Source organism: Marinobacter subterrani (assembly GCF_001045555.1).
GTDB classification, from domain to species: Bacteria; Pseudomonadota; Gammaproteobacteria; order Pseudomonadales; family Oleiphilaceae; genus Marinobacter; species Marinobacter subterrani.
This window is the reverse complement of the sequence record NZ_LFBU01000001.1, coordinates 3,360,782-3,373,259: the sequence shown is the minus strand read 5'-3', so window position 1 is coordinate 3,373,259 and position 12,478 is coordinate 3,360,782. Positions and strand designations below refer to the sequence as shown.

Here is a 12,478-nt window from a genome sequence, read left to right as displayed (position 1 = left end):
GGGAGGGGCCCTTCCAAAACCGTGCGGAGCCAGGGATGGCGGAGCCCGAGCGTCACATGGATGTGCCGAAGGAGCGTGTTTTGGAAGGGCCCCTCCCCTTACTGTTCGCCACTCCGATGCTGCTGCTCCCAAAGATGGGCGTAGTGGCCACCGAGCTCCAGCAATTCGCTATGGCTGCCGCTTTCGACAATGCGCCCGCCATCCATCACCAGGATGGTGTTGGCATCGCGGATGGTGGAGAGCCGATGGGCAATCACCAGCGTAGTCCGTTGCCGGCTGACTTCGTTGAGCGCCCCAAGGATCGCCTGCTCTGAGAGCGAATCCAGCGAGGACGTGGCCTCATCCAGAATCAGCAGCGGCGGGTTCTTCAGAATCACCCGGGCAATGGCCACCCGCTGCTTTTCGCCACCGGAGAGCTTCAGGCCGCGCTCGCCCACCTTCGTTTCGTAACCGTCCGGCAGGCTGCGGATAAAGTCTTCCAGGTGGGCCGCCCGGTAGACCTCCTCCTCGGTGGCTTCCGGCCGGCCATAGGCCAGGTTCCGGTACAGGGTGTCGTTGAACAGCACCGTATCCTGGGGCACCACCCCAATCGCCGACCGCAGGCTGTCCTGGGTCACGGTCCGGATATCCTGACCATCGATACGGATGGCACCCTGGTCCACCTCGTAGAAGCGGAACAGCAGACGGGCGAGGGTGGATTTGCCCGCACCACTGGCGCCCACCACGGCCAGGGTATGACCGGCCGGAATGGAGAAGTTCACATCCTGCAGAATCAGCCGGTCGGGGCGATAGGCAAAGTGGATATGGTCAAACTGCACTTCGCCTTTATCCACAGCCAGCTCGGTGGCATTCGGTGCATCCTGAATGGCCGGTTTATCCCCGAGCAGTTTGAACAGGCGCTCGACATTGACCAGGGCCTGCCGGATTTCCCGGTAGACAAAGCCCAGGGCGTTCAGGGGAATGAACAGCTGGAGCAGATAGGCGTTGATCATGGTGAAGTCACCCAGGGTGATCTCACCTCTGGCCACTTCCCGAACCGCCATGGCCATAATTACGATCATCGCCAGACCGATGATCAGCGCCTGGCCGGAGTTCAGGGCGGCCAGGGACAGGCGGTTTTTCAACCGGGCCTGTTCCCAGTCGTCCAGATCGACGTCGTATAACTGCGCCTCATAGCGTTCATTGTTGAAATATTTGACGGTTTCATAGTTCAGCAGGCTGTCGATCGCCCGCGAGTTCGACTGGTTATCCCGGGCATTGGCTTCGCGCACGAATTTGGTCCGCCACTCGGTGATCCTGATCGAAAAGACCACATACACTACCACCGCCACCAGTATGGCCACGACATAGCCCACGTTGAACGCCACAAACAGGACGCCGGCGACCATCAGGATTTCCAGCAGGGTGGGGACAATATTGAACAGGGTGAAGCGCAACAGGAAGCTGATACCGTTGGTGCCCCGCTCGATATCCCGGGCCAGCCCGCCGGTCTTGCGGTCCAGGTGGAAAGCCAGTTCCCGCTGGTGCAGGTGCTCGAATATCCGCAGGGACACCCGCCGCATGGCTCGTTCTGCTACCCGGGCAAACACCGCATCCCGCAGCTCATTGAACAGCGTCGCTCCGAAGCGCAGCGAACCGTAGGCCACCACCAGAACCACCGGAATCCACAGCAGCATGTCGGCGCCGCGGCTCTGGTCCAGGTAGTCAACGATGTATTTCAGGGCAATGGGTGTGGCGACGGTAGCCAGCTTGGCCAGCACCAGCAAAGCGAGGGAAAGGACCACCCGGCCGCGGAATTCGGCAAGATAGGGCCAGAGGCCTGAAATGATTTTCCAGTCCGGCTTGTGATCTGCCGGGTAGTCGTTGTCGGCGTAGGCGCGCACAGGGAATATCCTTTAACAATGTTGTCGGATTACGCTTCGCTAATCCGACCTACGAGTTGACTCCAAATTCTGGGAGCCAGCGTGGGTGGAGTTGTCGGATTACGCTGCGCCAATCCGACCTACGGTCTGACTCCGGCTTCGGGTAGGTCGGATTAGCGCAGCGTAATCCGACAGTGCTCTCCACACCAACGACTGTTGGTGCTCGGTAACAAGAGTTCCTGCCAGCGAAAGCCCTGGGAGATCAAGTATGATGAGTCCTGTTCCAGGACGAAACCGTATTGGAGCTGGAGTCTACAGCAGCAAACACCGTGGAGGCACATCATTAACACTCGTCACCGCAAGGCCCTGAAACTGGTTATCGACTTTATCAGGCCCTATCGCCGGGCTGTCGCCGGTGCCCTGGTGGCGCTGATCTTCACGGCCGGTATCACGCTCGGGCTAGGGCAGGGTTTACGTATCCTGGTGGATCAGGGATTAGCCACCGAGTCTCCGGAAAATCTGGCGAAGGCCATCGGGCTGTTCTTCATACTGGTACTGGGCCTGGCGTTCGGCTCGTTTGCCCGGTTCTATCTGGTGTCCTGGATCGGCGAGCGGGTTGTGGCGGATATTCGCAAAAAGGTGTTCAACCACCTGATTGATCTTCATCCGGGGTTTTTCGAGCAGAACCGTGCCCTGGAGATCCAGTCGCGGTTTACCGCTGATACCACGGTGCTGCAGTCGGTCATTGGCTCTACCGTGTCCATTGCCCTGCGCAACGCCCTGATGCTCGTCGGTGGGTTGCTGCTGCTGTTCATAACCAATGCCAAGCTCGCCAGTATCATTCTGCTGGGTTTTCCGTTGGTAATTGCGCCCATCCTGTTCTTCGGTCGGCGGGTTCGGGCGCTGTCACGGCTCAGTCAGGACCGGGTGGCGGATGTGGGCAGCTATGTGGGCGAGAACCTGACCCAGATTAAAACCGTTCAGGCCTTCAATCACCAGCCCCACGACCGCCGGTTTTTTGCCGGGGTTTCGGAAAAAGCCTTCGACATCGCCCGGCAACGTATCCGTCAACGGGCCTGGCTGACCACGTTGGCCATTTCCCTGGTGATGGGTGCCGTCGGCATCGTGATCTGGATCGGGGGTCTGGACGTGATTCACGGCCGGATCAGCCCGGGGGAGCTGGCGGCCTTTGTGTTTTACAGTCTGCTGGTGGGGGTGGCCGCCGGCGCCATCAGTGAGGTAATTGGTGAACTGCAGAGGGCAGCGGGATCGGCGGCACGGTTGTTCGAGCTGCTGCAGACTGAGCCTGCGTTCGAACGCAGACAGGCCACCCGGAACCTTCCCGAACCCGTCCGGGGCGAACTACGCATCGATCACCTGGGCTTCAGTTACCCCGGGCGTTCGGAACAGCCGGCGCTCACAGACTTCACGCTCATGGTGAACGCCGGGGAAACCCTGGCGCTGGTAGGGCCGTCTGGCGCGGGCAAATCCACGCTGTTTGATTTGCTGCTGCATTTCTACCAGCCAGAACAGGGGCGGATTCTGATCGACGGGGTGGATACGGCAGAGTTGTCCCTGGAATCCCTGCGCGGGTGCTTTGCCCTCGTGCCCCAGAACCCGGCCCTGTTTCATGGCACGGTGGCGGACAATATCCGCTATGCCCGGCCCGATGCCAGCGAGCGGGATGTGGAGCAGGCTGCCCGGATTGCCCATGCCCATGAGTTCATCCAGAAACTGCCGAACGGCTATGAGACACCCCTGGGAGACGCCGGCCTGGGGCTGTCCGGCGGCCAGAAGCAACGCCTGGCCATTGCCCGGGCCTTGCTGGCGGACGCGCCGGTTCTGCTGTTGGACGAAGCCACCAGCGCCCTGGATGCCGAGAGCGAACATCTGATCCAGCAGGCGATGCCGTCGCTCACCACCGGTCGCACCACCCTGGTGATTGCGCACCGGCTGGCCACGGTCCGGGATGCCGACCGCATTGCGGTCATGGACCAGGGCCGGCTGCTGGCGGTAGGCAGCCATGAGGCACTGATGCGTACCAATCCGCTCTATCAACGACTGGCCAAACTGCAGTTCCGGGGCAATGCCGCCTGAGGGCGACATTAGTCGGTTTGTTTCCTGCGCCAGTACTACTTACACTGGTAGATGAAACTTTCGAACCTGAACCCCGGGAGAATGGCAAAGTGAGCAATAAAGAATTGCAGGCACTCAAAGAACGCTACGTTGCGGCGGGCGCGGCAAGTCCCAATGAGCAGTTTGCCGACCACGCGACCAATGCAGAACTGTGGGATGCCGACGGCAAACGGATGATCGATTTTGCCGGCGGCATCGGTGTACTCAACATCGGCCACCGCCACCCGAAAGTGGTGGAAGCGGTCAAAGCCCAGCTGGACAAGCTGATGCACACCTGCCAGACGGTGATGCCCTACGAGGGCTACGTGAAGCTGGCACAGAAGCTCAGTGAAGTGGTGCCGGTGAAGGGCCACGCCAAGGTGATGCTGGCCAACTCCGGTGCGGAAGCCCTGGAGAACGCCATGAAGATTGCCCGGGCGGCCACCGGCAAGACCAACGTGATCTGTTTTGACGGCGGCTATCACGGCCGGACCTTCTACACCATGGCCATGAACGGTAAGGCCGCGCCCTACCAGACGGATTTCGGGCCCATGCCCGGCACGGTCTTCCGCGCGCCTTATCCGGTACCGTATCACGGCGTGAGTGAAGACGAAGCGCTGCGCGGCCTGAAGATGGCGATGAAGGCGGATTCCCCGGCCCGTAACACAGCCGCGATCGTGATCGAGCCGGTGTTGGGTGAGGGCGGCTTCTATGCCGCACCCACCAGCTTCCTGAAGGAAATCCGCAAGATCTGCGACGAGAACGACATCCTGATGATCGCGGATGAAGTGCAGAGCGGCTTTGGCCGGACCGGCAAGATGTTTGCCATCGAGCACAGCGGCGTTGAACCGGACATCATGACCATGGCCAAGAGTATGGCCGATGGCATGCCGATTTCCGCCATCGTGGGCACCGACAAGCACATGGACGCCTCCGGCCCGAACTCCCTCGGCGGCACCTATACCGGCAGCCCGACCGCCTGCGCCGCTGCTCTGGCGGTGTTCGATGTATTCAAGGAAGAGGACATCCTTGGCAAGGCCCAGGCACTCGGCGATAAGCTGAACAAGCGCTTCAGCCAGTGGCAGGAGCAGTTCGAGCACATTGATAACGTGCGCAATCTGGGCCCCATGGCGGCGTTCGAGCTGGTCGAAAGCAAGGACAGCCACACACCCAAGCCCGAATTGGCTGCTGCGATTACCAAGAAGGCCAAGGAAAAGGGTCTGATCCTCCTCAGTTGCGGCATGTACGGGAATACCCTGAGGTTCCTGATGCCAGTTACCATCGAGGATGAAATACTGGAAGAGGGGCTGGCGATTCTGGAAGAGAGCCTCAAGGAAGTCGGCGCCTGATACGCCGCTGATCTCCGCTGAACAAAAAAGCCGGGTCCATCCGTGAGGGTGCCCCGGCTTTTTTGTGCGCTTACCTACGCCTCTGGATTCATCGTATACTGGGCCGAGTTCTCCGGCAGTGCCGTTCGGCTCTGCTGCTGTTTCACCAACCAGGCTAAACCATGACGTCTCCGAGTTCCTCCAACGTTCCGGACCACAAGCCAAGGCCCTGGGTCGATTTGCTGGTCAGTATTATTATTCCCTCCGTTATCCTGATGAAATTCAGTGGCGACGAATACCTGGGCAATGTGAATGCCCTGGTTATCGGGCTCGCCTTTCCCCTGGGCTGGGGGCTGTTCGAGCTGATCCGGTACCACAAGAAGAATTTTATTGCGGTACTGGGCCTGATCAGCGTCGGGCTGACCGGGGGCATCGGGCTACTGGAGCTGGATGCCGGCTGGCTCGCCATCAAGGAAGCCGCCATTCCGGCCATTATCGGGCTGGCCGTCCTGGTTTCCACGCGAACAAAATACCCCCTGGTCCGGACTCTGCTGTACAACCCCAGCGTGCTTGATGTTGCCAAGATTCAGCGGTCTCTGGAAGAACACCGTCGTGTCGACGAGTTTGAAGAGCGGTTGCGGAAGGCCAGCTACTTTTTCGCCGGTACCTTCCTGTTTTCATCGATCATGAATTACATCCTCGCCAAGTGGATCGTGGTAAGTCCCTCGGGTACGCAGGCATTCAACGAGGAGCTCGGGCAGATGACCCTGGTCAGCTATCCGATGATTGCCATTCCCTCCATGGTGATGATGATGCTCATTTTTTACTACCTGTGGCGCACGATCCGCCGACTGACCGGATTTACCCTGGACGAGGTCATGGCGCCACATCTCGCCGAGAAGGAAAAGGCAAAAGCGACCGAATCGACAACACGGAAATAGGGCAGGACGGCGGGCCCGGAACGGAATGTTCGGGACAAAAAAAGCGGCGAAGATGGGAGTCTTCGCCGCTTTTTTATATCTGGTGCAAGCTGATCGGATCAGATATCCAGATTGGTCACTTCCAGAGCGTTGGTCTGTATGAAGTTACGGCGCGGTTCGACGTCGTCACCCATCAGGGTGGTGAAGATCTGGTCGGCCGCAAAGGCGTCCTCGATGGTCACTTTCATCATACGGCGGGTTTCCGGATCCATGGTGGTTTCCCAAAGCTGATCCGGGTTCATCTCGCCAAGGCCCTTGTAGCGCTGGATGGTCAGGCCACGCTGGGCTTCCTTCATCAGCCAGTCCAGCGCGCCCTCAAAGGACAACACGAGCTGTTTACGCTCGCCACGCTGGATAAAGGCGCCTTCCTCAATCAAACCGTCCAGGGTTTCGCCCATGCGCGCAATGGCGCCGTAGGACGACGACTCGAAGAATTCATGGCTGAACACATGCTCGTGGGGAATCCCGTGCACGTAGATGGTGACCTTCGGCAGGTACAGATCACGCTCGCTGTCTTTAGTGACGGAGAAGGTGTACTTGGTACCGGTGCGGGTATCCAGGTCCAGGCCATCGCCCAGCCGGGCCACCCAGCGGGTAACGACTTCTTCATCTTTCAGCTGCTCGGGCTTGAGCGTGATGTTCTGCAGCATCTGTTCCAGCACCTTGGCAGGGTAGGCCCGGGACAGACGGCCAATCATCGCCATCACGGCCTGGTAGTCCTTCACCATGGTTTCGAGGGCGGACTCCTTGATCGCCGGTGCCTCCGGATTGACGTACAGCTGAGCGCCTTCCAGAGCCGTCTGGGTGAGGTAGGCTTCTTTGGCCTTCTCGTCTTTCAGGTACTGCTCCTGCTTGCCGCGCTTGACCTTGTAAAGCGGCGGCATGGCAATAAACACATGGCCCCGCTCGATGATTTCACGCATCTGGCGGAACAGGAAGGTCAGCAGCAGGGTACGGATGTGGGAGCCGTCGACATCGGCATCGGTCATGATGATGATGGAGTGGTAGCGCAACTTGTCCGGATTGAACTCCTCGCGGCCGATACCACAGCCGAGGGCGGTGATCAGGGTACCGACTTCCGCCGAGGACAGCATCTTGTCGAACCGGGCCTTCTCGACGTTGAGGATCTTGCCCTTCAGCGGCAGGATGGCCTGGGTCTTTCGGTCGCGGCCCTGTTTGGCGCTGCCGCCGGCAGAATCACCCTCCACAATGTAGAGTTCTGAAAGCGCCGGATCCTTTTCCTGACAATCCGCCAGTTTTCCCGGCAGACCGGCAATATCTAGGGCGCCTTTGCGGCGCGTCATGTCCCGTGCCTTGCGGGCCGCCTCGCGGGCGCGGGCCGCATCGATCATCTTGTTGACGATCAGCTTGGCCTCGTTGGGCTGTTCCTGCAGGTATTCCGCGAAGCTCTGGTACAGCTCCTGCTCAACCGCGGTTTTTACTTCCGAGGACACCAGCTTGTCCTTGGTCTGGGAGGAAAACTTCGGATCCGGCACCTTGACGCTGACGATGGCGGTCAGGCCTTCACGGGCATCGTCGCCGGAGGTCGCCACCTTGGCTTTTTTGCCAAGGCCTTCCTGCTCGATATAGTTGTTCAGCGAACGGGTCAGGGCCGCGCGGAAGCCGGCCAGGTGAGTACCACCATCCCGCTGGGGGATGTTATTGGTAAAGCAGTAGAGGTTCTCCTGGAAGGCGTCGTTCCACTGCATGGCCACTTCTACGGCAATGCCGTCTTCCCGCTCACGATTAAAGTGGAATACCCGGTTGATCGGGGTCTTGTTGGTGTTCAGGTGCTCGACGAACGCACGCAAACCACCTTCATATTCAAACACTTCCTCGCGACCACTGCGCTCATCGGTCAGGCGAATGCGCACGCCGCTGTTCAGGAACGCCAGTTCTCTCAGGCGCTTGGCCAGAATATCGTAGTGGAACTGGATATGGGTAAAGGTTTCCGGCGATGGGATAAAGTGAACCTTGGTGCCGGAGGCGTCGGTTTCACCCACCGGGCCCAGGGGAGCGTCGGGGACGCCGTGGGTATAGCTCTGCTCGTAGACCTTGCCGTCGCGACGAATGGTCAGGGTCAGGGACGAGGACAGGGCGTTTACCACCGACACGCCGACGCCGTGCAGACCGCCAGACACCTTGTAGGAGTTGTCATCGAATTTACCGCCAGCATGCAGAACGGTCATGATCACTTCCGCGGCGGATACACCCTCTTCTTCGTGGAGGTCTACCGGGATACCACGGCCGTTATCCTTGACGGTTACCGATTCATCCGGATGGATAACAACGCCAATCTCGGAGCAGTGGCCCGCAAGCGCTTCATCGATGGAGTTATCCACCAACTCAAAGACCATGTGGTGCAGGCCGGTACCGTCATCCGTGTCACCAATGTACATGCCTGGCCGCTTTCGCACCGCATCCAGTCCTTTCAAGACTTTGATACTGGAGGAATTGTAGTTCGATTCACTCATTCGGAAACTCCTGAAGCGTGATAGGCCGGGGCATCGAGGTTCGCACCGGTCATTCTTCCGTCAATTTGCCATGTTCCACGTGGAACAATCTGTACTCCGGCGCCTTCCCATTCGGCCAAAGCTGCCCCACCAAAGGCGGTTCGATGGAGGTAATAAACACCTGACAACCCAGCGCCTGTAACCTGCTGGCCAGCATCGCCCGATGCCCCTCATCCAGCTCGGCGTTGATATCGTCAAGCAAAAAGGTCACCTGCTTGCCCAGCTCACTCAAGACCATGCCTTGGGCAATCTTCATCAATATGACCAGGGTTTTCTGCTGGCCTCGGCTGAAGGTTTCGGCGACAGGTCGCCCCTGAAACTTCAACCGGATATCTGCGCGGTTGGGCCCGTAGAGGGTATGGCCCATTTTACGCTCCTGCTCCCGATGGCTGACCAGAACCTCCATCAGCGATTGAGTGGTATCCCACCCCGGGTAGAATTCGAGCTTTAACCCGTCTGTCCACCCTACTTCAACCTCCCGGACCAACGCTTCAAATGCGGTCTTGAAGCGCGCAAACGTCGTTGCCCGACACTCGTTGATCCGTTCACTCAGGAGCGCGTACTGCTGATCCCAGACCCGCATCAGGGATTCGTCCAGTCTACCATTTCTGAGCGTTTGATTCCGCTGTGATGTGACTCTCTGACATTGCTGCCATGTCGAGGCGAAGGAAGGTTCCACGTGGAACACTGCCCAATCCAGAAATTGCCGACGTTTCCCCGGGCCACCGGCGACTACATCGAAAACGCCCGGATCAATCACGGAGACTGGCAGGTGCACGGCGAGCGCGGACAAACTCCGAACCCCCTCGCCATCCACCCGTAATGCGGTTTCCTTTTGCACCACATCCCGGGAGATACCCAGCCGATGGACGAGGTCCCCAGCGCCTTCAACACCGACGTCCTCCTTCAGCCCATGATCGAGCCCACCAAACACGGTAAAGCGCTGCTCGCCATGTCGCACCACCGCCTGGTGCCGATTCACCCGGAACGACCGTCCCAGGCCCAGATAGCCGATGGCTTCCAGGACACTGGTCTTGCCACTGCCATTGGCCCCGTACAGAAGATTAAACGAAGGAGAAAAGCTGACCGGCGCTGGCACCAGGTTGCGGAAATTTTCAGTCTGGATTTTAACTAGCGCCATAGACAAGAGAACTCAAAGCGGAAGACAAGGAAACACACCGGTATCCGCACAATAAAAAAGGCAGCGCCTCCTTCCGGAAGACGCTGCCCTAGTTTACAAAAGCCGATACCTGAAGGCGACCGCCTCAATGGAGCATGTTCAACCGCTCATCCATGAACACATCCATTTCCGGCGCCAGTATGTGCACATACCGATCAAAATACAGAAACTGTTTCAGCAGCAAGGCGAATTCTCTCGGAAAATGCAGCCCGTGGCTCTCGCCGATTTTCACCATATCCATCAGGATATGGTTCACGTCATCTTCCGCCTGATCCGCCTCGTAGGGAATCTCATCCGGCACCATACGGTCCATCTGCTGGTACAGCCGGCGAAGATCGCTGGCCAGGTCATCCACCCGCACCGTCTGATGGGTAATCCCGATACGGATCATGGCATCCGCCATGCCTTCGAAATTACCCACCATGATGGCGGAAATGAAATCACTCACCGCCTGCCAGGTATCCGGTTTGATACGGCCAACAATGCCGAAATCGATAAACCCGACCCGGCCATCCTTCAGCACCATCAGGTTACCGGCATGAACGTCGGCGTGGAAAAATTCACACTGGGTCAGGCTGGCAAACCAGGTGTTCATGGCCGTAATCAGCGTCCGTTCCGGATCACGGGCATAACCGCGGATACTTTCCAGATCGGTCAGCGGCACGCCATGAAAGCGTTCCATGGTCAGAATGCGCCGGGTGCTGCACTGTTCAAACACCCGCGGCACCGCGGCATCCTCGTTATGGGTATCGAGCAGAAATTCCCGAAACACCCTCAAATTGTTGGCTTCCTTGATGAAGTCGCATTCCTCCATCATGGTGCGCTGGATCTCCTCGACAATACCCGACATGGAGGTCCAGGACAGTTTGGGTGCCAGGGTCTCCAGGATACGCGCCGACAAATACAGGAAGTTCAGATCCGTCAACAGGATATTCTCAACACCCGGCTTCTGCACCTTGATTACCACATCCTCGCCGGTCACCAGCCGGGCCGCGTGAACCTGGGCAATCGAGGCCGAGGCAAGCGCCACCGGGTCTATATCGGAATAGACATCTTCGAGCGGGCGGCCCAGTTCATCACGGATGATCTTCTTGATTACACCAAAGGGCAGGTTAGGGGTCTTGTCCAGGCAGTACTGGAATTCCTCCACGTACTCTTTCGGAAAGAAGGTCGGCGAGCTCGCAATGAACTGCCCCAGCTTTATGTAGGTGGCGCCGAGAGACTCGAATGTCTGCCTCAACAGCCTGGGCGTCGGAGGCCGATCCCCGCGCACCCAGTTGATCCCCGTGCGCCCGAGCACCGACACAGTCTGGCCAATCCGCAAAGCCCCTTTGATTCCATTCGATACGGCACTCATCAATCTCATCCTCCTACAGCCTCATGGGCATAACCACATACAGGCAACGACTGTCATTCTGCGCCTCGATCAGCGCACTGCTGTTCGGGTTGGACAGCGTCATCTTCACCTGATCCTCATCCAACGCATTCATCACATCCACCAGGTAGCCTACATTAAAACCGATCTGCAGGGATTCGCCCTGGTAATCCACAGGCAACGCGTCTTCGGCCTGCTCCTGGTCCGGGTTATTGGCAAAGACCTGGAGTTCATTCGGCGCCAGGTTCAATCGTACGCCCCGGATGTTCTCGTGCGACAGAATCCCGGCCCGCTGCAGGGTATTCTTGAGCGTGGTGCGATCCGCCAGTACGATTTTGTCACCGCCCCGGGGGATTACCCGGTTGTAGTCCGGGAACTTGCCTTCAATCAGCTTCGAGGTGAAGGTAAAGCTGCCAACCGTGGCCCGCAGGTGATTGTCGCCAATCACCAGGGTGACCGGTGTTTCCACGTCTTCAAGCAAGCGCGCCAGTTCCAGCACACCCTTGCGGGGAACAATCACCTGGCGCAGTTCCGGGCAGTTGGTCGGCAACTCCAGATGGGCCATCGCCAGCCGGTGGCCGTCGGTGGCCACCGTCCGCACATGATCCTTGTCCACCTCCAGCAGCAGGCCGTTCAGGTAGTAGCGAACATCCTGCTGGGCCATGGCAAAGGCGGTGGCATCCAGCATCCGGCTCAGCTCTTTCTGCGGCAGTTCCAGACGGAAGCTCTCGGCTTCGTCTTCCACATTGGGAAAGTGCTCGGCCGGCAAAGTGGACAGGGTGAAATGACTGGCGCCGCAACGCAGATGCAAGCGGTCGCCTTCCAGTGACAGTTCCAACGGTGCCTCATCGCCCAGGGCCCGGCTGATATCCGACAGCTTCCGTGCCGGTACGGTAATCCGGCCCGGCTGATCGACATGCACCGGGGCAACCCGGGCAACCAGCTCCACTTCCATGTTGGTTCCGGTCAGGGTCAGGGTATTGTCTTCTGCCACTAGCAGTACGTTGGACAGGACCGGCATGGTCTGTTTCTTTTCCACTACGCCGGCAATGCTCTGCAGCGGAGTAAGCAGGGATTCACGGCTGATCGTCAGTTTCATGGCACTCAGCTTTCTTTATGTTGGAA

8 protein-coding genes are annotated in these 12,478 nt (G+C 58.8%); 3 read left to right on the top strand and 5 right to left on the bottom strand.

Going from position 1 to position 12,478, the window contains the following annotated elements:
• Nucleotides 1–98 precede the first annotated feature (98 nt).
• The gene (locus msub_RS15655; protein ID WP_048496872.1) at nt 99–1,883 is read right to left on the bottom strand and encodes an ABCB family ABC transporter ATP-binding protein/permease; all 1,785 of its coding nucleotides are present in this window, start codon (nt 1,881–1,883) and stop codon (nt 99–101) included.
• Nucleotides 1,884–2,228: 345 nt separating this feature from the next.
• Here msub_RS15655 and msub_RS15650 point away from each other — a divergent pair, with 345 nt between their 5' ends.
• From msub_RS15650 to msub_RS15640, 3 genes are all read left to right on the top strand, one after another.
• Nucleotides 2,229–3,959, top strand: coding sequence for an ABC transporter transmembrane domain-containing protein (locus msub_RS15650; RefSeq protein ID WP_048497159.1), 1,731 nt, complete (start codon nt 2,229–2,231; stop codon nt 3,957–3,959).
• A gap of 89 nt (nt 3,960–4,048) precedes the next feature.
• Nucleotides 4,049–5,326, top strand: a complete 1,278-nt coding sequence (gene gabT, locus msub_RS15645; protein WP_048496871.1) for a 4-aminobutyrate--2-oxoglutarate transaminase — start codon at nt 4,049–4,051, stop codon at nt 5,324–5,326.
• A 161-nt stretch (nt 5,327–5,487) separates the two neighbouring features.
• Nucleotides 5,488–6,246, top strand: a complete 759-nt coding sequence (locus msub_RS15640; RefSeq protein WP_048496870.1) for a VC0807 family protein — start codon at nt 5,488–5,490, stop codon at nt 6,244–6,246.
• A gap of 98 nt (nt 6,247–6,344) precedes the next feature.
• On the opposite strand, the gene gyrB is transcribed toward msub_RS15640, so the two are convergent.
• The 4 genes from gyrB to dnaN all read right to left on the bottom strand — a co-directional run bounded on the left by gyrB (nt 6,345) and on the right by dnaN (nt 12,452).
• Nucleotides 6,345–8,759: a DNA topoisomerase (ATP-hydrolyzing) subunit B gene (gyrB, locus tag msub_RS15635; RefSeq protein WP_048496869.1), complete on the bottom strand. Its 2,415-nt coding sequence runs from the start codon at nt 8,757–8,759 to the stop codon at nt 6,345–6,347.
• Between the two features lie 49 nt (nt 8,760–8,808).
• Nucleotides 8,809–9,939 carry a DNA replication/repair protein RecF gene (gene recF / locus msub_RS15630; RefSeq protein ID WP_048497158.1) on the bottom strand — a complete coding sequence of 377 codons (1,131 nt, stop codon included), beginning with the start codon at nt 9,937–9,939 and terminating at the stop codon, nt 8,809–8,811.
• Between the two features lie 124 nt (nt 9,940–10,063).
• The gene (locus tag msub_RS15625; RefSeq protein ID WP_048496868.1) at nt 10,064–11,335 is read right to left on the bottom strand and encodes an ABC1 kinase family protein; all 1,272 of its coding nucleotides are present in this window, start codon (nt 11,333–11,335) and stop codon (nt 10,064–10,066) included.
• Nucleotides 11,336–11,348: 13 nt separating this feature from the next.
• Nucleotides 11,349–12,452: a DNA polymerase III subunit beta gene (dnaN, locus tag msub_RS15620; protein ID WP_048496867.1), complete on the bottom strand. Its 1,104-nt coding sequence runs from the start codon at nt 12,450–12,452 to the stop codon at nt 11,349–11,351.
• Nucleotides 12,453–12,478 lie beyond the last annotated feature (26 nt).

Bases quoted from the DNA above. Each gene is read 5' to 3' on its own strand.
- msub_RS15640 (WP_048496870.1), top strand. From the start codon at position 5,488: ATGACGTCTCCGAGTTCCTCCAACGTTCCGGACCACAAGCCAAGGCCC.
- gyrB (WP_048496869.1), bottom strand. From the start codon at position 8,759: ATGAGTGAATCGAACTACAATTCCTCCAGTATCAAAGTCTTGAAAGGA.
- recF (WP_048497158.1), bottom strand. From the start codon at position 9,939: ATGGCGCTAGTTAAAATCCAGACTGAAAATTTCCGCAACCTGGTGCCA.
- msub_RS15625 (WP_048496868.1), bottom strand. From the start codon at position 11,335: ATGAGTGCCGTATCGAATGGAATCAAAGGGGCTTTGCGGATTGGCCAG.
- dnaN (WP_048496867.1), bottom strand. From the start codon at position 12,452: ATGAAACTGACGATCAGCCGTGAATCCCTGCTTACTCCGCTGCAGAGC.